Annotated in this window: 16 protein-coding genes; 5 read left to right on the top strand and 11 right to left on the bottom strand. The window is 56.5% G+C overall.

Translation table 11 applies throughout. The features are described from left to right. Positions 1-185: 185 nt before the first annotated feature. Complete coding sequence (locus LW884_10050) at positions 186-1,229, bottom strand: hypothetical protein (GenBank protein ID MCE3008671.1); 1,044 nt, start codon at positions 1,227-1,229, stop codon at positions 186-188. Between the two features lie 70 nt (positions 1,230-1,299). Between LW884_10050 and LW884_10045 the strand changes: the two genes are divergently transcribed. The 4 genes from LW884_10045 to LW884_10030 are packed head-to-tail and all read left to right on the top strand — an operon-like array spanning position 1,300 to position 4,641. Next, positions 1,300-2,463 (top strand): PLP-dependent transferase, encoded by a 1,164-nt coding sequence (locus tag LW884_10045; GenBank protein ID MCE3008670.1) that lies wholly within the window; start codon positions 1,300-1,302, stop codon positions 2,461-2,463. Positions 2,464-2,465: 2 nt separating this feature from the next. After that, the gene (locus tag LW884_10040) at positions 2,466-2,861 is read left to right on the top strand and encodes a hypothetical protein (protein ID MCE3008669.1); all 396 of its coding nucleotides are present in this window, start codon (positions 2,466-2,468) and stop codon (positions 2,859-2,861) included. A gap of 8 nt (positions 2,862-2,869) precedes the next feature. Then, complete coding sequence (locus LW884_10035) at positions 2,870-3,784, top strand: ABC transporter ATP-binding protein (protein ID MCE3008668.1); 915 nt, start codon at positions 2,870-2,872, stop codon at positions 3,782-3,784. A gap of 5 nt (positions 3,785-3,789) precedes the next feature. Further along, positions 3,790-4,641 (top strand): hypothetical protein, encoded by an 852-nt coding sequence (locus LW884_10030; protein MCE3008667.1) that lies wholly within the window; start codon positions 3,790-3,792, stop codon positions 4,639-4,641. 119 nt (positions 4,642-4,760) lie between these two features. Here the strand turns inward: LW884_10030 and LW884_10025 are convergent, their stop codons facing one another. From LW884_10025 to alaS, 10 genes are all read right to left on the bottom strand, one after another. Further along, positions 4,761-7,133 carry a TonB-dependent receptor gene (locus LW884_10025; GenBank protein MCE3008666.1) on the bottom strand — a complete coding sequence of 791 codons (2,373 nt, stop codon included), beginning with the start codon at positions 7,131-7,133 and terminating at the stop codon, positions 4,761-4,763. Between the two features lie 274 nt (positions 7,134-7,407). Continuing rightward, entirely contained in the window at positions 7,408-9,756 is a 2,349-nt protein-coding gene (locus LW884_10020) for a TonB-dependent receptor (GenBank protein MCE3008665.1), read from the bottom strand. A 158-nt stretch (positions 9,757-9,914) separates the two neighbouring features. Further along, entirely contained in the window at positions 9,915-10,469 is a 555-nt protein-coding gene (locus LW884_10015; protein ID MCE3008664.1) for a TetR/AcrR family transcriptional regulator, read from the bottom strand. Positions 10,470-10,858: 389 nt separating this feature from the next. Beyond that, positions 10,859-11,584, bottom strand: a complete 726-nt coding sequence (locus LW884_10010) for a hypothetical protein (GenBank protein MCE3008663.1) — start codon at positions 11,582-11,584, stop codon at positions 10,859-10,861. Then, on the bottom strand, positions 11,584-12,609 hold the full coding sequence (locus LW884_10005) for a CBS domain-containing protein (protein MCE3008662.1): 1,026 nt from the start codon (positions 12,607-12,609) through the stop codon (positions 11,584-11,586). Before LW884_10005 ends, LW884_10010 begins: the two co-directional genes overlap by 1 nt. A gap of 18 nt (positions 12,610-12,627) precedes the next feature. Further along, positions 12,628-13,473 (bottom strand): 3-deoxy-8-phosphooctulonate synthase, encoded by an 846-nt coding sequence (gene kdsA, locus LW884_10000; protein MCE3008661.1) that lies wholly within the window; start codon positions 13,471-13,473, stop codon positions 12,628-12,630. Positions 13,474-13,560: 87 nt separating this feature from the next. Beyond that, entirely contained in the window at positions 13,561-14,502 is a 942-nt protein-coding gene (locus tag LW884_09995; protein ID MCE3008660.1) for a nitronate monooxygenase, read from the bottom strand. Between the two features lie 47 nt (positions 14,503-14,549). Further along, positions 14,550-15,545: an NTP transferase domain-containing protein gene (locus tag LW884_09990; protein MCE3008659.1), complete on the bottom strand. Its 996-nt coding sequence runs from the start codon at positions 15,543-15,545 to the stop codon at positions 14,550-14,552. Between the two features lie 140 nt (positions 15,546-15,685). Further along, positions 15,686-16,237: a hypothetical protein gene (locus LW884_09985; protein ID MCE3008658.1), complete on the bottom strand. Its 552-nt coding sequence runs from the start codon at positions 16,235-16,237 to the stop codon at positions 15,686-15,688. 48 nt (positions 16,238-16,285) lie between these two features. After that, positions 16,286-18,913: an alanine--tRNA ligase gene (gene alaS / locus LW884_09980; GenBank protein MCE3008657.1), complete on the bottom strand. Its 2,628-nt coding sequence runs from the start codon at positions 18,911-18,913 to the stop codon at positions 16,286-16,288. Between the two features lie 750 nt (positions 18,914-19,663). Here alaS and dnaA point away from each other — a divergent pair. Continuing rightward, positions 19,664-21,103, top strand: a complete 1,440-nt coding sequence (gene dnaA / locus LW884_09975) for a chromosomal replication initiator protein DnaA (protein ID MCE3008656.1) — start codon at positions 19,664-19,666, stop codon at positions 21,101-21,103. The last annotated feature ends 12 nt before the right edge of the window (positions 21,104-21,115 follow it).

Below are 21,115 nucleotides of genomic sequence, written 5' to 3'. Positions count from 1 at the left end.
TGGTGGAAATGTGGAAAAGGCTCTTCTTGAAATTATTGATTGGCGAGCCTTTTCCACCATTTCCACACGCCAGGCATCACCAACAGAGGAGTTTTTTATAGAAAAAATAACAACTTCTAAGAAAACCTGCTAGTCAAGCCCCTAGGAAAAAATGGGTGTTCAGCTGATGTGCTCCTTTCGGTACACTATTCTGCGGTACCTCGCCGCCAGATAAAGCCATCCAGCAGGTAGTGGGTGGCCTGGGGCACTGCCAGCAGGGGCACCAGCAGGCCCAGCAGTACCGGGTTGGTCAGCTGGGGCAGGGTGCCTATCCAGCTAAACAGGCCGGGATGATCGCGCCACACCAGGCCATCCCATAGTACTTCCTCCGCATAGGCTAGTAACAGCAGCAGCAGCAGAAAAACAGGCAGGGCACGGTACCGGAACCAATAGGCCGGGGGCTGCTGGTACCCCTGGCCCTGCCTGCGCCCATAGGCCCAGATGAGGGCCATGTAGGGGATGCCATGGCTCACTACATTGATGGCCGTAAAGGCCATATCGCCCTGCGCCCACACGATGCCCACATACCAGCTGAGGGCAGTGCCCAGTAGCACCAGCTCTCGGGGCACATTCAGCGGGATGCCCTGGCGCATGCGGCGCACCAGCCGGAGGCCATACAGCAGCAGCAGCCCCAGGTACACCCAGCCCGCCAACAGCCCCACCCACAGGGGCAGCCGAATAAAATCGCCCTCCATAAACCAGCTGAAAGGCCGGGGCAGGTGGCTATGCCAGTACAGCAGGGGGTACAGGGTGGTCATATAGATGGTGGCCGCTTCTAGCCTGCGGCCCCAGGGCGTGCTGTGCTCGGCCCGGGCATACAGGCGGTAAAACCCATACTGCTGGCGCACAAAATGGAAAACCGCCAGGTAGGCTAGCACGCGCCAAAACACCATGACCCCCGCACTGTACAGCAGCATACCCCCCAGCCAGGCCAGTGGCGGCACCAGCACAAACAGCAGCCGCCTGCGCCCAAGGGCCCTGCGGTCCAGGTAGGTGCGATACAGGGTGCTGTACACATGGGCCACGTCTATGCCCACTACAAACAGCAGCCAGAACCAGGGCGGCATGGGGCCAGCGTGGAAGAAGCCCGGCAAAGCCAGCACCCACAGGGTAATGAAAAAAGGCGGAAGAAGAATAAACGGCACATCCAGCCCCTTCCGATAGAGCCAGGGCATAACGATCCTGCGCATGCCGAAAAGATACGGATACTGCGGCTGCCAGCCAGCCAGCACACATACATAGTTTGTGTACTTTGGTGCTATGGATCTATCCTATGTGCTAAACCACCTGGCTGAGCAGCGGGCCGACTACTATGGTGCCGTAGCCCCGCCGGTTATACAGACCAGCAATTTTGCAGCCCCCACGGTAGCGGGTATGCGGGCCATGCTGGCGGATGAGTATCGCAGGCCGCTGTACACACGGGGGATGAACCCTACAGCCCGCATCCTGAACGAGAAGCTGGCCGCGCTGGACGAAGCCGAGGCCGCGCTCTGCTTCAGCAGCGGGGTGGCGGCCATTAGTGCAGCCGTGCTGAGCCAGGTGCAGGCTGGCGACCATGTGCTCTACATCCGCCAGGCCTATGGCTGGACGCGCCAGCTGATGCAGCAGTGGCTCCCAAAATTTGGGGTGGATACCGAAGAGGTGGATGGCCGAAGCTGGGCAAACTTTGAGGCACGACTGAAGCCCAATACCCGGCTGATCATGCTGGAGAGCCCCACCAGCTTCTTTATGGAGCTACAGCCGGTGGCCGAGATAGCCCGCGAGGCCCGCCGGCGCTCGATCATAACCGTGCTGGACAACACCTATGCGGGCCCCCTAAACCCCAGTCCGCTCAGCTGGGGGGTAGACTTTGTGGCCTATAGCGGCACCAAATACCACAATGGCCACAGCGACGTGGTGTGCGGGGTGCTGAGTGGTGCAGCCACCGAGATGGAGCGCATTTTTCATGAAGTATACCTGCTACTGGGCCAGATAATAGCCCCCATGGATGCCTGGCTGATCCTGCGGGGCCTGCGCACCCTGCCCCTGCGCATGCAACAGATAGCCCACACCACCCCCCGGCTGGTAGAGTGGCTGAGCCAGCAGCCACAGATTGCGCAAGTCCTGTACCCCTTCCACCCCAGCCACCCCCAGCATGCACTGGCCCTGCAGCAGATGCAGCAGCCCGCGGGCCTCTTCAGCGTATACTGCCACACGCAAGACCCCGCCCGGATAGAGGCCTTTGCCGACCAGCTACAGCGCTTTACCCTGGCAGTCAGCTGGGGCGGGCACGAGAGCCTGGTGCTACCCGCCATCGCCCTCTTTGATCCCACACTGCCCGATCCGCCCCTGCCACTCAACCTCATCCGTTTCTATATTGGCCTGGAAAGCCTGGACTGCCTGCAAGACGACCTGGCCCAGGCACTGCCGCTGTTATCCGAATAAGCATGGATCTTACCACACTCGCACCCCTTGTGCAGCTTGTACAGCCCAACTGGCAGCTGGCGGGCTTTGCACCGGGGCCCTTCCCCCAGGCATATGCGGCATACACACAGGGCCACCAGCTGATGGCTTGTTTTGCCCAGGAACCTGGCGCAGGGCTGTATCACCAGCTCTATCGTTTGGGGCGCCTGGTGGAGGAATCAAGCTATCAGCAGGTTGTACTGCTGCTATGCCCGCCCCCCCCGGCAGCTGCAGGCAGGGCGCAGGCCGTGTATCGCCTCAGCGAGCACCATAGCCCGGGAGAGGCGAAAAAAAGTATCGACTGCATTGTATTAGGGCCAGTTACCGAGCATATTGCAGGCGGCATACCCCCTACAGAAAAGGAGCATACGAATCGATAATGAAGCAGATGAATGTACTGGAAATCTCGGGCCTGGAGAAGCATTACCCACGGGTGCACGCCGTACGTGGCATTCACTTTTCGGTACCCAAAGGCAGTGTATACGGCATACTAGGGCCCAATGGCAGTGGCAAGACCACCACCCTGGGCATGGTACTGGGGGTAATACGGCCCACGGCTGGCAGCTACAGCTGGCACCTGGGCGGCATGGCGGGCCCCTCCGCTGCGGCCGAGCCGGAAACGGCCGAAATACGCAAGCGCATGGGCTCCCTGCTAGAAACCCCTAATTTCTACCCCTATCTAACGGGCCGAAAGAACCTGGAGATCGTGGCCGAGATAAAGCAGGTATCGTATGCAGACATAGACCGGGTGCTGGAGCTAGCAGGACTGGCAGACCGGCAGCACAGCAAGTTCAAGACCTATAGCCTGGGCATGAAGCAGCGGCTGGCCCTAGCCAGCACCCTGCTGGGCGACCCCGAGGTGCTGGTGCTGGATGAGCCCACCAACGGACTGGACCCCAAGGGGATAGCCGAGGTGCGAGACCTGATACGCCAGCAGGCACAGGCCGGCAAAACCATCCTGTTGGCCAGCCACATGATGGATGAGGTGGAAAAGGTGTGCACCCACATTGCCGTGCTGAAAAAGGGCGAGCTACTGGCTGCTGGTAGTATGTCCGAGCTTGTATCCGGGGCCGAGACCATCGAGATTTCTGCCGACGATATGCCGCTGCTACTAGCTAGGCTGCGCAGCCTGCCACAACTTGATATCCTGAAAGCCACGAGTGAAATAGTAACCGTAGTACTACGGGAAGGGCTTAGCAAGGCAGACCTGAATAGGCAGCTGTACGAAGCTGGCATCCTTCTCACCCGGTTTGCAGCGCAAAAGCGTAGCCTAGAATCGAAATTTCTGGAAATAACGGACTAAGCCGCATGAACAACCTCGTCTACCTGAACCACTTGCTAAGAATAGAGCGCAAGAAGCTCTTCCCCTATCGAGCCTTCAATGTGATGCTGACGCTGTATGCAGGCTTGTTTGTGCTGTGTACCATCGCCTTCAGCGATCAGATATTCAATAGCATATGGGAGTTGATCCCAGATTCGGTTCAGGGTAATTTTCGCACAAACATAGCCTGGAATGCTATTGCCTATTTTGCCGGCTTCTTCAACGTTTTTCTCAGCTATGCGGTCATTCTATATACATGCAATGAGTATGGATATCGTACCTGGCGGCAGAGTTTTATAGACGGCCTTCAGCGCCGCGAGGCCCTGCTGGGCAAGCTGCTCATGATTGGGCTACTCACCCTGGCCACTACGCTACTTGTGGCCCTAATGGGTGTATATCAGGAGCTAAATATGCCCCATCGGGCTAGCTTCCCGCTGGGGCTGCCCTACATGGGGCTATACGCGTTGCAGCTGTTTTCTACCCTGGTTATGGCGTTCTTCTTTGCTGTTTGGCTGCGCAAAACTGGCCTTGCCATCCTGCTCTTTGGGGCTTGGTGGTATCTGCTCGATGGATTTTTGCTATACTACGCTATCCTGCCCGCAGATGTGGCTGTGTTCCTGCCGGCCAGCAACCTGAAAGATCTGGTGCACATCCCCGGCATGGACGAGCTGCTGGCACAGGAGCCTACGGGTACACTAGCAGGTACACAGGAGGCCTTGAACGGATTCGCAAAGCTCATGTTCCGGCCCAGCTACCTGCGCGGCGTACTGGTAGCGTCGGGCTACAATGTTTTGTTTATTTTTCTTTGCTACAGGCTTTTACAGCGTAGGGATATATAGGATAGATATCACCACCCAATACATATAAAAAAAGCCTGGCCCGCATGTGCGGGCCAGGCCACTTACTACTAAACTCCCAATTCTTAGCGCGAAGTGAAGCGCTTGCTCGGTGACGGTTCCTAGAAGTTGAACCTGTACTGTACTACCGGGAAGAACCCGATCTGTAGCGTTTCAAACTGGTTTCCTGTGCGCCGGTCATACGCCAGCTGCTGTACGTTTTCGTAGTTGATGAAATTCTGGATTTGTAGCGCAAACTCGTGGCTGGTAGTTTTGGCATTCAGTCGGTAGCCAAACTTGATATCGGGGCGGAAGTAGGGATCGGTCTTTTTGGTATATGCCTCGTCTTCCTTCAGGATCTCGGTGCCCGCAGCACGGCTCGCTGCTATGTCCACGGGTGTATAGCGGATGCCACCGGCTATTGCAATCTTCAGGTCAGCAAACACGGTGTTTTTCTGGCGCGCACCTACGGGGCGCTCTATACCGGCCAGCAGGTTGGCCACATAGTTGCTGTTGAAAGCCGTACTCCGATACTTGCCATCGCTTGGCTTATACTCGCTGTTGAATACCGAACCGGTAGCCAGGAAGTAGAAACCCTTGTTGAGAAAACGCTCGATGGTTAGCTCCAGGCCATAGGTTTCGGCCGTGCCCTCGTTTACCAGATTGCTTTTCCGGGGTACATCGCCAAAGTTCAGGCCAAAGTTGATCATGCTGAAGCTGGAGGCCACGGGGTCTATCGCCAGCTGATCCAGGTACTGATAGTAGGTTTCTACCTTTACCCGATAGTTGGGCAGAGGAGTCCAGTCGTAGCCCACCACATAGTGCTGGCTGCGAGAGAAGTCCAGATCTTCATTGGTTTTCCGTCCCTCTTCGTCCTGGTAGTAGTACGACAAGAGCGGCTGCAGCTGGTGGTGTATACCGTAAGCAGCAGATACGCTCTGCGTCTTACTGAGCGCGTATTTCAGACCAACACGGGGCTCTACTGCCGTCTGGTTATCCAGGGTGAGTAGCATGCCGTTCACACCCGCATTTAGGGTCAGGGCTTCGTTTATCTTCCACTGCCACTGGGCGTAGGGGCGGATGAGTGTAGTTTGGTCTGTCAGGTCTCGGTTGGTGTACCAGATCCCAATGTCATGCAGGCGGATGCTATCCACATAGTCTACCATGTATTGATCCAGGAAGAAGCCCGTGCGCAGGTTATGCCGTGCATTCAGCTTCCGGTTGTATACCATGGCCAGGGTAGCCTTATTTTCGGTGGCTTCCTCGCGGTAGTCAGGGAAAATCAGCTTGTTATCCAGGGGGGCTAGTGAGTCCTGCTCGGTATTGCGGTATACGTGCGAGAAAGCTACCGTAGTCTGTAGGTACGATTTGCTGTCCAGGAACAGCGTGTTCTGCGCGCCTACTACCCCCATGCGCTGGTCGCCCCGAAAGTCGCCGCCCTGCACTTCATTATCTGTATCCAGATAGTCCTCTTTATCCAGGTCGCTCTCCAGGCTCTCGATGCCACTAATGCCGCCAACACCGAAGAAGGTAAGCCGACCAATGGGCGTTTTGTTAAAGTTTAGCTTAAAAGAGAAATCCTGAAAGCGAGGTATACCTGATACGCCGGGCCACTGAATGCCAATGGCGTCAAAGGCCGCCAGGGTGCTGTAGCGATAGCTGGCAATGTAGCTACTATTCTGGTTGCTACCCAGGGGGCCCTCGGTCATTAGTTCGAAGCCGTTGAAGCCCAGCTGAAACATACTCTCCCGCTTGGCGGTATTTCCATTACGCAGGCGCAGGTCAAAGGCTGCAGCATTGGCATTGCTATACTCTGCGGGGAAGGCGCCGGTGAAGAAGTCGCTATTGGCCAGCAGGTTATTGTTCAGGATGCTGATCGGCCCACCATTGGCCCCCTGGCTGCTAAAGTGGTTTGGGTTGGGTATATCCACCCCTTCCAGCCTCCATACCAAGGCGGTGGGGCTATTACCCCGCACAATAATATCGTTTCGGGTATCACCACCCGAACCTACACCTGCCAGGTTGCCAGCCATACGGGCAGGGTCGCCAAAGCTACCTGCGTATCGGTTGGCTTCCTCCATGTTCAGCGTCCGGGCAGATACGGTGCTCATGGTGTTCAGGGTTCCTTCCTTGCCCGCACCCTTAATCTCGATGGCTTCTGTTTTTAACAAAGCCTCGGTCATCTCCACGTTGAGGATCAGATCCTTACCGCTGGTAACCAGTAGGCTTCTTAGATACACGGTCTCGTATCCCAGGTAGCCCACGGCCAGGTCTACCCTGCCTACTGGCAGTCCGGTTACTTCAAATCGGCCTGCCTCATCTGTGTAGGCCCCACCTATCACGGTAGTGTCTTGCAGCACCTGCACGGTGGCATAGCTCATGGGGGCCTGGCTGTCCACGTCTCGCACCACCCCCCGGATGGTGCCCGTGTAGGCGTTATCCTGGGCGAAGCCTAGCCCGCACAGGAATAAGAACAAAATAAGAAATGATTTCATAACCAACAAATGTTTACTAATAATATTTTATTAACAACGTGAACCAAAGGGCAAAAAAATAAGTGCCCTGCAGGGCGGGAGAAATTTAGCGTGGTGGGTGGTTATTACAACACACATATACACGACTTCTACGTCTTTATGGGCTAATGCGTGTCTCTGTAGTTAACAGATCCGGAGTATTGGTGCAAAACAAAGCATCGCTTTTGATTTTTCAAAAAAAAATCCTCGAGGCTTTCGCCCCGAGGAAAATACACTGTTATGCCACCTCTGTCTATCAGAAATTTACTTTGTACTGAATAACTGGGAAGAAGCCTACTTGTAGCAGTTCTACACGGTTTAAAGTACGCTTGTTGAAACTAAGGTCCTGTATGTTCTCTGTACCAGTAAAGTTGAGCACCTGCAGGCCAAACTCGTGACTAATCTTGCGACCATTCAGGCGGTAGCCTACTTTTATATCGGGCCGGAAGTAGGCTCGTGCTTGCTTGGTATACGCCTTGTCGTCCTGAAGTACTGTAGTGTTTTGTGCGCGGCTCGCCTCGAGGTCAAGGGGTGTATAGCGGCGGCCTCCGGCTGTGCTAATCCGCAGGTCGGCAAACACGGTGTTCACTTTCTTCTTACCTACCGGCCGCTCTACACCCGTCAGGGCATTTATCACGTAGTTGTTGTTGTAGGCAGTGCTGTAGGTCTTTCCATCGCTGGGGGTATACTCACTGTTGTAGAACGAGCCAGTAATCAAGAAGTAATAGCCCTTGCTCAGGAATTTCTCCAAGGTCAATTCCAAGCCATAGTTTGAGCCCGTTCCATTATTCACCAGATTATCTGTCCGGGGCAGATCGTCGAAGTTCAGTCCAAAGTTCACCATGCTGAAGCTACTGGATGTGGGGTCTACGGGTATCTGGTCCAGGTACTGGTAGTAGCCCTCCAGCTTTACCCGGAAGTTGCTCAGCGGAGTCCAGTCATAGCCCAGTACGTAGTGCTGGCTCCGCGTAAAGTCCAGATCCTTGTTTGTAGCAACACCTTCTGCATTCTCAAAATAGTACATCTGCAGGGGCTGCATCTGGTGGTGCATGCCGTACGCGGCAGATAGGCTAGACTTGGGGGTCAGCTGGTAGCGCAGGCCCGCACGGGGTTCTATGGCTGTCTGGTTGTCCAGAGTTAGCATCATGGCGTTTACCCCGGTGTTTACTGTCCACTTCTCGCCCAGGCGCCACTGCCACTGCACATAGGGGCGGATGAGTTGCGTTTGGTCATTTACGTCGCGGTTCACATACCAGGTTCGCGTGTCTTGCAGATAGGTACTGTCCAGATAATCAACCATGATATGATCCAACAGGAAACCTCCGCGTATGCTATGTCGGGTGTTTATTTTCCGATTGTACACCATGGCCAGGGTAGCCTTGTTTTCGGTAGCTTCCTCTCGGCCGGTGAAGAAGGCATCCTGGTTCAGGTTGAGCGAGTCTTCGGTATTGCGTCGGTTCTGCTGCGAGAAGGCAACCGTGGTTTGGAGGAAAGACTTGTCATCCAGGAAAAGAACATCCTGAATGCCCACCACACCCATACGTGCGTAGCTGTAGTTGTCTTGATAATCCAGGTCTTCTTCAGACTCGAACTCGGATTTATCCAGGTCGCTCTCCAGGTTGGCAATGCTGCTAGCCCCGATAACCCCAAAGGCAGATATGCGTCCGATGGGAGTTTTATTGAAATTCAGCTTGAAGGAAAAATCTTGATAGAACGGGATACCCAGCACACCGGGCCACTGGATGCCAATGGCATCAAACGCCGCCAGCGTACTGTAGCGATAGCTGGCCAAGTAGCTGCTATTGCCACTCTTGCTGAAGGGGCCTTCGCTCATAAGCTCCACCCCGTTGAAACCCAGCTGAAACATACTCTCGCGCTTGCGAGTGTTTCCATTCCGTAGCCTTAGATCAAAAGCGGCAGCATTGGCATTGCTGTACTCAGCCGGGAAGGCACCGGTGAAGAAGTCGCTATTGGCCAGCGTATTATTGTTCAGCATGCTCACGGGGCCTCCGTTAGCCCCCTGGCTGCCAAAGTGGTTGGGGCTAGGAATATCCACCCCCTCCAGGCGCCATAGCACAGCAGTAGGTGCATTGCCGCGTACGATTATATCATTTCGGCTATCCTCACCACTCTGAACACCAGCAAAGTTCTGCGCCATGCGCGAGGGGTCGCTCAGGCTACCTGCATAGCGGTTTGCCTCTTCCATACTCATCGTCCGGGCCGACACAGTGCTCATGGTGTTTAGCGCCTGGCCCTTGTCGGCCACACCCTTTATCTGCACCGCCTCGGTCTGGAGGAGCGATTCCTGCATCTCTATCTCCAGTATGAGATCCTTGCCCGAGGTTACAAGCAGGTTTTGGCGTACCGCAGGCTCATAGCCTAGGTAGCCAACTACCAGCGTTACGCGGCCCAGGGGTATGCCTTCTACCACAAAGCGACCAGCTTCATCGGTATAAGCACCACCAATTACGGTAGTATCCTTCAGCACCTTCACCGTTGCGTAGGCCAAGGGTGCTTTACTCTCTACATCCAGTATTTGGCCACTAATGGCGCCTGTGTAGGCATTATCTTGGGCGAAGCCTAGCCCCACCACGGATAAGATCAAGATCAAAAATAATTTCACGAGTAGTAAAAGATTAAGAAAAGATGGCGTGAGATACATCCAAAAACAACAATCACTGCGGAGGGCAGCAGCCGTCTGAATTTGGAGTGAATTCTTAGGCGAAAAATAGAAATTATTTCTCTATTTCTCAGGTCTTTTATTCATTTATTTTTTATTTCCTCAATTGTTTTCTGAAAAGCTGCCTCTATCCAGTACATCAGCACCTCCTCGGGGCAGGATACGCGCTCCTGGATGTGGAGCGAAACGAGGCCATGCACCAGGCTATGCCAGTAGTAGGCACCCACGTGGGGGTCGTCGTAGTGGAAATAGCCATCGGCTATACAGTCCTGTACGCTAGCCACCAGCAGTTCCCAGCTCTGCTTTGCGTAGTCAAAGGGGTCCTTGTCTATCTCGGCAGCCTCGGTGCGCATGGGTGCCATCAGGATAAACATCAGCTTGTAATACTGACGATTTTGTAGCGCAAAGTCTATGTAAGCCTTTCCATACCACCGCAGCCTTTCCAGCGAATCCTGTGCATGTTTTTGATAGGTACTGTTCAGCTCCAGCAGCAGCCGGAAGCCCTCGCTGCGCAGGTCGTAGAAAATCTCATTCTTATCCTTAAAGTACAGGTAGATGGTGGTGGGGCTGTATTCAATCAGGTCTGCTATCTTTCGAATACTCACCTCTTCTATGCCATGGGCTATAAAGAGCTTCATGGCTGCATCAAGTATCCGATGCCGCAGCTCCTTCCGCTCCCTGCCTTTTCTTTCTGCTATGCCCACGGCGTATAAAAGTGGATGATGGTTAGAAGTAAAAAACAAAAATAATAACAGCGTTAATTAAAGTCAATACGATAAGTAAATAAATTTTCAGCTATCCTCTATCCACACGTCTGGCACAGGGCACTCGGGTACCCGCTCTCCGCAGTAAAGAACACCCTTAATTAAACACAGGAATAGCTGGGCAGAGAGAGGCCAGATCGGACAAGCTCTGCGTAATGACCTGCCCAGCGGAGGCAGTACATAGAGGCGGCTGCAGAGCCTGGCCGAACAAGCCTGAATGGGATGGCTGCGCAGTAGGGGGCATGCGCGCCAGGTGGGCTGGCCTATGCCAGCTTCACCACCATGCCGTTTTCTTCGGTATAGCGGCCCATCCAGGGCATGCCATTTCGTGCAAAGGTATAGGCGCGAAACTTGCCATTGTGTTCCAGTCGGTCGAAGAACACATTTTCGGCTTCGCCGCTTAGGCTTAGTAGCATCTCCATGCACTCGCGTATGGCGTGGCCAGAGGCCGGGGTGCTGCTCATGTAGTCTGCCAGCTTTTTACGGCTCACAAACTCGCGGAAGATCGGTGCTGCCTTACGCGAAACCATCATGCGGATGCCCACCAGCTGGGCCACGCTCAGGTCTATGGCATCGTCGAACATGAAGCTGCACTGGCCGGGGTCGATCTGCATACACTGGCAGAAGTCTTGCACGGCAATGCGCTTGTCGGACATGCGGAAGTAGCAGGCCTGGTAGCGGTCTCGCTCTGCCAGCTGTACGGCACTCTCGTTCTGCTGGCCGGATACGATGCAGATGGCAGGTACCTGACCTGTCATGCGAAATAGCGCGTATCGCAGGGCGTTGATACCGGCGGTGTCGGCCTCATTGTAGGTGCTGGGCACGCCCTCACCCTTGGCTCCGTGGCAGAATACGCCGTCCCAATCGAACACCAAGGCCCGTAGCTGAGCCAGGCGGCGGGCAAGCTCGCCCACGGGCGTATGAAACTCGCCCCCCAGCCCCTCAAACACCTCCAGGGTATGAGATAGTCTCTGCTCCAGGGTTTGCATTAGCCTATCAGCCCTTCGCGTACAAAGTCTTGAATATCCAGAATGCCCACCGTTTTTTCGCCATCCAGTACCAGCAGGTTGTCCACCTTATGGGTATTGAAGTGTGCTACTGCATCATTCAGCAGGGCATTCAGCTGTACGGTAATGGGTGTGCTGTAGGAGAAGTCGCTCATCCGGGCATCCAGGATGGCCTTGCCCTTTTCCTTTAGCTGGCGGCGGATGTCTCCATCCGTAAAGATTCCCTTGAGCGTTTCGCCATCCAGCACGGCTACCGCTCCTACCCCACTTTCGGTCATCTGTACCAGGGCATCCTGCAGGGTAGCGCCGATGGATACTTGCGGATTTTTAGCCCCCAGTATGCTGCCCACGGTCTGGGTCATCAGGCGGGTATGCTCTTCAAACTGGCTGGTACCTACATCGGTCAGCACATTGCTGCACAGGGCACGCATCACGTTCCAGGGGGCAGTTACGGCATGTGCGCCAGCGCGTATGGCCAGGCGCACGTGTTCGGCATGGCGCACACTGCTCACCATTACCTTGCTGTCATAGCCATATCGGTCTATGGCATCTACGCAGTCCTCATACAGGGCAAAGGCATCCAGGCCCTGGTCGTGCATACGCCCAGCCAGGGGACATATATAGGTGGCACCGGCATTCATGGCCATGTAGGCCTGGTTCAGGGTATACACCAGGTGCACGTTAACGAGCAGGCCGCGGTCGGTAAGGATGCGGCAGGCCTTTATGCCTTCGTTAGAAACGGGGATTTTGAAAACGGGGGTGCAAGACTCGGCCAGGGGCAGCTTCAGCTGCCGGTCGGCCTCGGCCACTATGTCGGCAGCGGTGTTTCCCAGCGCCTCTATGTGCAGCAGCTGCACGTGGTGCGAAAGGTCTACTATTGCGCCATCCACATTGGTAATGCCATGGCGATGCATAAAGGTGGGGGTGGTGGTTACACCGGTCAGGATGCCCCAGTCTGCCGCAGTGCGGATCTCTTCGGGGTTAACGGAATCGAGGTATAGTTCCATGCAGGTTCGGTTTCGGGGTTAGCGGGCGTGGGTACGATCTCGGTGTTGGTTTACCGTGTTGTGTATGTCCAGCAGGGGCTTTAGGAATTCCTCCAGGTCATCCACGCACATTTGGCTGGCGGCATCGCATTTGGCACGGGTGGGCTCGGGGTGGGTTTCGATAAACAGGCCATCTACGCCCGCGGCCACCCCGGCGCGGCCCAGGGTGGGCAGGAACTCGCGGCTGCCGCCTGCGGGGTCCTTGCTGGGGATGCCGTATTTGCGTATGCTGTGGGTAATATCGAACACCACGGGGTAGCCCATGCGGTTCAGGTGGTAGAAGGCGCGGGGGTCTACAATCAGGTCGTTGTAGCCAAAGGTGTAGCCCCGTTCGGTCAGGATCAGTTGATCGTTCCCGTGGGCCAGGCACTTCTCTACTGGCTTTATCATATTGTCGGGTGCCAGAAACTGGCCGTGCTTCAGGTTCACCACCTTGCCAGTCTTGGCAGCGGCTACTACCAGGCTGGTCTGCATACACAGGTAGGCGGGTATCTGTATCACATCTAGCACCTCGGCGGCGGGGGCTGCCTGGTCGTGGCTGTGTATGTCGCTCAGGATGGGGAAGCCGTAGTCTTGCTTGATCTGCTGCAGCAGCTTCAGGCCCTCATCCAGGCCCGGGCCGTAGTAGTAGTCTACCGAGCTGCGGTTATCCTTGGCAAAAGAGCTTTTGTAGATAATAGGTATCTGCAGGTTCTCGCTCACCCGCTTCAGCTTCTCGGCCGTGGCACGCATGGTGGCTTCGTCCTCTATTACACAAGGACCGGAGATGAGAAACAGCTGCGGACTGCCCGTCTCGATTGATCCAACTCGAACAATTTTCTTCATAAGTACGGTACTTCTATACCCGCCCAAAGTTAACATAGTCCGGCAGATAAGTGTGCCGCATAGGCATAATCTTTTGCGGGCGGGCCCCTACAGCTGTGGGGGCAGCGCGTGCACGGCCTGCCTATACTCGGCTAGCAGGCGCTGCAGGCACTGGCTCAGGCTGGGCAGGTCGTGCAGCTGGGCTGCCACCTGGCCCACCTCCAGTTCGCCCTCCTCCAGGTCTCCCTCCAGTATGCCCCGGCGGCTGCGGCCAGTGCCCAGCAGGGCGCGCAGGGCATCGGGGCCTGCGCCCTGCTGCTCCAGGGCGGCTACCTGGTGGTAAAAGGCGTTTCGCAGCATGCGCACCGGCACCAGTGTCTTCAGGGCCAGGGCGGTGTCTCCCTCCCCGGCGTGCAGAGCAGCCTGCTTGTAGGCCGGGTGGGCGCTGCTCTCCTGGGTAAGGGCAAAGCGGGTGCCTATCTGCACCCCGTCGGCCCCCAGGGCCAGGGCGGCAGCTATGGCACCGCCTGTGGCTATGCCCCCTGCTGCCACCACGGGTATGGACACCGCTGCACGCACCAGGGGCACCAGCACCAGGGTGGTTAGCTCCTCGCGACCATTGTGGCCGCCGGCCTCTACCCCCTCGCAGATTACAGCATCTACACCTGCCTGCTCAGCCTTGCGGGCAAAGCGGGCGGTGCTTACCACGTGCAGCACCCGGCAGCCAGCGGCCTTCAGGCGGGGGGTCCAGGTGGCGGGGTTGCCGGCGGAGGTGATGACCACCGGAACGGCCTCTTCCTCCACCAGCTGTATGATGGCAGGCACGTGCCTGTAGAGCAGAGGGATGTTTACCCCAACAGGCCCCCCGGTGGCAGCGCGGGCCTTGTGCAGGTGGGTGCGAAGCAGATCGGGGGTCATGCTGCCAGCCCCCAGCACCCCCAGGATACCAGCCTGGGCCGAGGCCGCCGCCAGCCGCCAGCCACTGCACCACACCATACCCGCCTGGATGATGGGATAGCGGATGCCCAGCAAATCTTGTAGTGCGCCCATTCTACCTCTGTTGTGCTTCTCTGTGTGTATAAACTGGCACGAAGGGGCTAGCTGTGCAGGTCCAGCTCGGTATTATCGCCAATATTGATGCTGTGCCAGCTGCCGGTCAGGCTACTGTCATTGCCCACCACCGAGCCCCGGAGCACAATGGTGTGGAGGCGGCTATAGGCACCCAGGATGCTGTTTTGTACAATGCTATCGCGGATAACGCTGTACTCATCCACGGCCACGTGTGGGCCTACTATGCTGTTTTCGATAACGGCACTGGGGGCTATGTATACGGGGGGGATAATGACCGACCCGGGAAACTTTGGGATCTTGGTCTGCGTCTTTCGGTCTAGCAGGATGCGGTTGGTGGCCAGCAGCACATCCTTTTGTCCACAGTCGTGCCAGAACTGCACGGGGGCTGTGGCCAGGCGGGCCCCCTGGCGCACCATGTGCATCAGGGGGTCGGTCAGGTTATAATTCTTGCGGCTCTCGCTCTCTATCTCATACTCCAGGGCCTCTACCAGCAGGGCGGTATCGCGTATCTTGTACAGCCCCACCAGGGCATAGTTGCTCTTGGGTATTTGGGGCTTCTCTTCCAGCAGGCGCACATAGCCCACATCGTCCAGGGTAGCCACGCCAAAGTTCTGGGGGTCCTCCACCTTCTGTACGCATAGCACATTCTCTGGGCGTGCCAGCAGGGCCTTCAGGTCTGCCTCCAGGATGGTGTCGCCCAGGGCGATGACAACCTCGCTGGCCTGGCGGATGTAGGCACGACAAAGCCACAGGGCGTGCCCTACCCCCAGCCGGGGCTCCTGCTCTACAAAGTGGAAGTGGATCTTGCCGGTGTAGCGCTCCTCTATATAGGTCTTGATCTTGGTGCCCAGGTAGCCCACTACAAAGACGAATTCATCCATTCCGGCCTTTATCCAGGCATCCACAATATGGCCCAGTATGGCCTTGCCAGCCACGGGGATCAGCGGCTTGGGCAGGGTGTGCGTATGGGGGCGAAGGTGCATGCCCGTGCCGGCTACGGGTATAATCGCAATGCGTTTCACAGTGGCTGGGTTTGCCTCAAATATAGGGAAAAGGCGGCTAGGCAGTGGCCGGGTACCACAGGCTGCCAGTGGCCCGGCAAGGTAAGGGAGGAATAGGGGTAGCAGAAAAACGGGCATCCCGGCCCGCCTGGCCTACTCTCTTATTGGCGGGGGCGCTGGTCGGGGTCAGGCTGTGCACCTGCCTCGGCCCCCTCCTCGCCGTAGGCTTCTGGCGCTTCCAGCTCGTCTGTCATCGCCGCCAGTTCTTCGGCACTTGGCACCAGGGCCAGGGCCTGCTGCGCCTCTTTTTCGGCCTCTATGGCTGCCACGAGTGCAGACTGATCTCCGGGCAGAAACTGCACGCCATACTTTTTGCCCAGCAGGATAAGCAGGGGTACAAAGGGGATAGGCAGGGGGATTCCCTGTAGGGCCACCAGTGGCAGCAGGCGTGCCAGGTCTGTGCTCTGGGCGCGGAAGAACTGCTTTTCGGCCTCGGTAACAGGTAGACCCCGCACCATCTTGCCCAGGATGGCTACGGCCCGCTGGGTCTCTTTGCTCTCACGCTTGGTGCCCTGCCACACCTGGGCTGCCAGCCGGGTGCCCCGCCTGCGTACCCCGCCATGCCAGCGGGCAAAGAGGAGCCACCCCTTGCGCGAAAAGGTAAGCACCGACTGCCCGCCCTGCTCTATTCGGCGAAAGTACGCTTCTTTCATCCCTGTAGCTAAGTGTAAATACGCGCTGGGTGCAGGCAAGGTTCCCGGCTACTGAGCAGCCAGCAGGGTACGCGCGGCCTCCAGGGCCTGGGGCAGGCCGGCCGGATTTTTTCCCCCCGCAGTGGCAAAGAAGGGCTGGCCTCCCCCCCCACCCTGTATGTAGGGACTGATGGCTTTGATGATGTCTCGGGCATCTAGCTGCTGCTCCAGGCCCTCACTTAGCATTACACCCAGCAGGGGCTTGTCTTGGGCTATGGCCCCGAGCACAAAGGCGGTGTTGGGGCTATTCTTTCGCAGTTCAAAGGCGAGTTGCTTCAGCTCGTCGGCACTCCAGGCATCCACCTGCAGGGCTGCAAAGTGTCCATGCTTGCCGGGCTGTATGGCAGCCAGGATCCGGGCCCGCTGGTCTAGCAGGGCCTTGCCGCGCAGCTGTTCTACCTGGCGGCCCAGGGTAGCAGCCTGGTCTTGCAGCTGGGCAATGGCCCGGATCAGGTCCTTGGGTTGGCCCATCTGCTCCTCGGCCTGCTGCAGCAGCTGTAGCCGGGCCTCCACATAGGCCAGGGCCCCCTCGCCTGTTACGGCCTCTATGCGGCGTATACCCGCCGCACTGCTGGCCTCGGAGGTAAGCTTGAAAAGGCGAATCTCTACGGTGTTCTGCACATGGGTGCCGCCACACAGCTCGGTGCTGTAGTCCGCCCCGAAGCGGATGACCCGCACCTGCTCGCCATACTTCTCGCCAAAGAGAGCAGTGGCACCCATGGCCTTGGCCTCTGCCAGGGGTACGCTTCGGTATTCCTGCAGGGGTATCTGGGCGGCTATTTGTTCATTCACCAGCTGCTCCACCTGGGCCAGCTCTTCGGGGTTCAGCTTTTGGTAGTGGCTGAAGTCGAAGCGCAGATAGTCTGGGTGCACCAGGCTGCCCCGCTGCTCCACATGTGTGCCCAGCACACGGCGCAGGGCCGCGTGCAGCAGGTGGGTAGCACTGTGGTTGGCACGGATGCGCCGGCGGCGGTCCGCATCCACCCGGGCAGTCCACTGGGCAGCCGGGTCTGTGGGCAGCTGGTCTACCAGGTGCAGGATCAGGTCGTTCTCCTTTACCGTATTCAGCACCCGCAGCTGCTGGGTGGCACTGTACAGCACACCTGTATCGCCCACCTGTCCGCCGCTTTCGGGGTAGAAGGGGGTTTGGTCTAGCACCAGTTGGTACTGCTTGCCTTTATTGGTCTCCACTACCCGGCTCTTTACGGGCCGGGCTACCAGCTGTAGGGTGTCATAGCCTGCAAAGGCAGGGTCTGCAGCTGTCAGGTAGGTTTGCCAGTCCGCTGCCCGCTGGGTACCGGCGCGCTTGCTGCGTGCCTTCTGCTCGGCCATGGCCGCCTCAAAGCCGGGCATATCCAGCTGGTAGCCCTGCTCGCGGGCCATCAGCTCGGTAAGGTCGATGGGGAAGCCATAGGTATCATACAGCTCAAAGGCGAAGCTGCCTGCCAGCTGGCGGGTGCCCTGTGGCAGCTGGGCCAGGTAGTGCTCAAACTGCTGGGTGCCCTGCGCCAGGGTTTGCAGAAAAGCGGTTTCCTCCTGCCGGATCACCTGCTCGATAAAGCCCTGCTGGGTTCTCAGTTCGGGGAAGGCATCGCCCATTTTGGCCACCAGGGCGGGCACCAGCTGGTACTGAAAGGGTGTGTTAAGCCCCAGAAACCGATACCCATAGCGAGCAGCGCGGCGCAGCAGGCGGCGCACCACATAGCCGGCTCCGCCATTGCCGGGCACCTGGCCGTCGGCAATGGTAAAGGCCAAGGCACGGATGTGGTCTACCACCACCCGCATGGCCACATTTACTTCCTCGGCCTGGGGGCCCTGGCCCCCATACTGCTTGCCACACAGCTGGCTGAGCACGGCGAAGAGCGGGGCAAAAATGTCGGTATCATAGGTGCTGGGCTTGTCTTGCAGCACCATGCACAGGCGCTCCAGGCCCATGCCGGTGTCTATGCTCTTCATCTCCAGGGGCTCCAGGCTTTGGTCTGCCTTTCGGTTGTATTCCATGAATACCACGTTCCAAATCTCGATCACCTGGGGGTGATCCTGGTTTACCAGGCTGGCCCCCGCTAGGCGGGCACGGTCTGCCTCCGGGCGCATGTCTACGTGTATCTCGGTACAGGGGCCACAGGGGCCAGTTTCGCCCATCTCCCAGAAATTGTCTTTTTTACCAAAGGCAAGTATGCGGTCTTGTGGCAGGTACTGGGCCCACTCCTGTGCGGCGGCCGTGTCGGCCGGAACCCCCTCTGCCCCCCCGAAGGTGGTAACATAAAGGCGGCCGGGGTCGATGCCGAGCACCTCGGTAATAAAGCTCCAGGCCCAGGCGATGGCTTCGGTACGAAAGTAGTCGCCAAAGCTCCAGTTGCCCAGCATCTCAAACAGGGTGTGGTGGTAGGTATCGTGCCCCACCTCCTCCAGGTCGTTGTGCTTGCCGCTTACGCGCAGGCATTTCTGGCTATTGGCTATGCGCGGAGCCTCTACAGATCTATGGCCGGTAAAGATGTCCTTGAAGGGATTCATTCCCGCGTTGATAAAGAGCAGGCTGGGGTCATCGTTGTTTACCAGCGGGGCCGAGGGGACGATCTTATGGGCCTTGGCAGCAAAGAAGTCGATAAAAGCCTGGCGAACAGCATTACTATCCATAACTAGGAGGGGGATATTACGTAGTTGCAAATATAGACGTGTACCCCCATTTTCGGGCGTTCGCGGCGAGAATTGGCTTGTTTGGCCCCATCAAAGCCAAAAATGTGGATAACCTGACCAGGCAAAAATCAACCTGTGTACAACTCGGGTCGTACCTTATGTTAAACAGAGCGATCTTGTGTCCGACCCTTAGTAGGGTAGACAGGTTGCGTATCAGCTGTACTCAAAAATGCAGATTTAGAAGAGATAGCAGGTAAAACACAACTAGCCTATTGGTTTACAAAAAGCGATTTATGGGAAAACCTTCATCCATAAGGCTTTACATAGAGGCTAAATTTCTTATTTTAATTACAGTCTAAATTTAGGTCAATAAAAAATTGGATTAGTAATAAGGATAATTGGAAAATGAAAATAATTCAAAAACAGACAGGCTCTCACCTAAGTTATACGTTCGATTTTTTTTCTATTAAACGCATGTCCAGGACTTGATCACACTAACTGTTTGACAATCAAGTGCAAAAGGCATAACCGACCTAAAGCAACTAAGCGCCCTGCTGCCCCGCCCAAGTTTGAAACTCGCTTCTGTCAAGTTTTTTATAAACATTCTTTCGCCCAATTTCGACCCCACACTTGACACATGTGGACAATAGACCAGGCACTTTCAGGCAACTCAACACAACCCAATACAAAAACACACATCCCAATCGAACTACGCCCAAGTACCTGAAAACTAACTACCTAAAACCCCGCATGACGCTCACGATGAATTACACCACTGTATGGAACAAGTGCCTCGAGGTAATTCGAGACAACATTAGCACCCAGAGTTACAAGACCTGGTTTGAGCCCATCAAACCCCTGGCCCTGAACCAGAACGTGCTGACCATACAGGTGCCCAGTCAGTTTTTCTATGAGTGGATAGAGGAACACTATGTATCGCTGCTGAGCAAGACAATCCGCCACTTCCTGGGCCCCGATGCCAAGCTGGAGTACAGTGTGGTGATGGAGAGTGGGGGCGAGAAGCAAGCCTATACCGTAAACATGCCTACGGCCTTCGGCGAGCACAAAACAAAGAATCCGCCGGTAAACCTGCCCATGAGCAGCAACCGGCCCCCTATGAACCCCTTTGTGATCCCGGGGCTGAAAAAAATCAGCATCGACAGCCAGCTGAACCCCATGTGCACCTTCGATACCTTTATCGAGGGCGAATGCAACCGCCTGGCACGGGCAGCAGGCCAGAACATAGCCTCGCGCCCGGGGCAGACCAGCTACAACCCCCTGCTGATCTATGGCTCCTTTGGCCTGGGAAAAACCCACCTGGCACAGGCCATTGGCAATGAGGTGAAGAAACTGCACCCCGATAAGGTGGTACTCTATATTAGCAGCGAAAAATTTACCAACCAGTTTGTAGACTCCATTAAGAACAACACGGTGAGCGACTTCATCAGCTTCTATCAGCTGATCGATGTGCTGATCGTAGACGACATTCAGTTTCTGGCGGGCAAGGAGCGTACGCAGGATATCTTTTTCCACGTGTTCAACCACCTGCACCACAGCAACCGGCAGATTGTGCTGACCAGCGATGTAGCACCGGGCGAGCTGAAGGGGATGGAGGAACGCCTGCTCAGCCGCTTCAAGTGGGGGCTGAGTGCCGACCTGGGAATACCCGACCTGGAAACCCGCATGGCCATCCTGCGCCACAAGATGTATATGGAGGGCATAGAGATACCCGAAGATGTGGTGGAGTATATCGCCTATAACATCAAGACAAATGTGCGCGAACTGGAGGGTGCCATGATCTCCATCATTGCCCAAAGCTCTTTCAACCGGAAGGACATCGACCTGGACCTGGCCCGGCACGTGATCAAAAACTTTGTGCGAAATGCCAGCCGCGAGCTAAGTATCGATACCATCCAGAAAATGGTGGCCGAGTACTTCCAGATCCCACAGGAAAAGCTGAAGGAGCAGACCCGCAAGCGTGAGTACGTGCAGGCACGCCAGATAGCCATGTACTTCTGCAAGGAGTTTACCAAAAGCAGCCTGAAAACCATTGGCCTACACTTTGGCGGGCGCGACCACAGCACCGTTATCCACGCCCTCAGCACCGTAAATGACCTGGTGTGCACGGACAAAGAGTTTAAGCGCTACATAGAGGAACTACGCAAGAAAATACAGCTCTGTAGCGGCTAGCAAGCGCCCTGG

Source organism: Bacteroidota bacterium, from assembly GCA_021300195.1.
Taxonomy (GTDB): domain Bacteria; phylum Bacteroidota; class Bacteroidia; order J057; family JAJTIE01; genus JAJTIE01.
The sequence above is the reverse complement of the archived record's forward strand: the minus strand, read 5'-3'. Positions and strand labels throughout refer to the sequence as shown.

Bases quoted from the DNA above. Each gene is read 5' to 3' on its own strand.
- LW884_10050 (MCE3008671.1), bottom strand. From the start codon at position 1,229: ATGCGCAGGATCGTTATGCCCTGGCTCTATCGGAAGGGGCTGGATGTG.
- LW884_10045 (MCE3008670.1), top strand. From the start codon at position 1,300: ATGGATCTATCCTATGTGCTAAACCACCTGGCTGAGCAGCGGGCCGAC.
- LW884_10040 (MCE3008669.1), top strand. From the start codon at position 2,466: ATGGATCTTACCACACTCGCACCCCTTGTGCAGCTTGTACAGCCCAAC.
- LW884_10035 (MCE3008668.1), top strand. From the start codon at position 2,870: ATGAATGTACTGGAAATCTCGGGCCTGGAGAAGCATTACCCACGGGTG.
- LW884_10030 (MCE3008667.1), top strand. From the start codon at position 3,790: ATGAACAACCTCGTCTACCTGAACCACTTGCTAAGAATAGAGCGCAAG.
- LW884_10025 (MCE3008666.1), bottom strand. From the start codon at position 7,133: ATGAAATCATTTCTTATTTTGTTCTTATTCCTGTGCGGGCTAGGCTTC.
- LW884_10015 (MCE3008664.1), bottom strand. From the start codon at position 10,469: ATGAAGCTCTTTATAGCCCATGGCATAGAAGAGGTGAGTATTCGAAAG.
- LW884_10010 (MCE3008663.1), bottom strand. From the start codon at position 11,584: ATGCAAACCCTGGAGCAGAGACTATCTCATACCCTGGAGGTGTTTGAG.
- LW884_10005 (MCE3008662.1), bottom strand. From the start codon at position 12,609: ATGGAACTATACCTCGATTCCGTTAACCCCGAAGAGATCCGCACTGCG.
- kdsA (MCE3008661.1), bottom strand. From the start codon at position 13,473: ATGAAGAAAATTGTTCGAGTTGGATCAATCGAGACGGGCAGTCCGCAG.
- LW884_09995 (MCE3008660.1), bottom strand. From the start codon at position 14,502: ATGGGCGCACTACAAGATTTGCTGGGCATCCGCTATCCCATCATCCAG.
- LW884_09985 (MCE3008658.1), bottom strand. From the start codon at position 16,237: ATGAAAGAAGCGTACTTTCGCCGAATAGAGCAGGGCGGGCAGTCGGTG.
- alaS (MCE3008657.1), bottom strand. From the start codon at position 18,913: ATGGATAGTAATGCTGTTCGCCAGGCTTTTATCGACTTCTTTGCTGCC.
- dnaA (MCE3008656.1), top strand. From the start codon at position 19,664: ATGACGCTCACGATGAATTACACCACTGTATGGAACAAGTGCCTCGAG.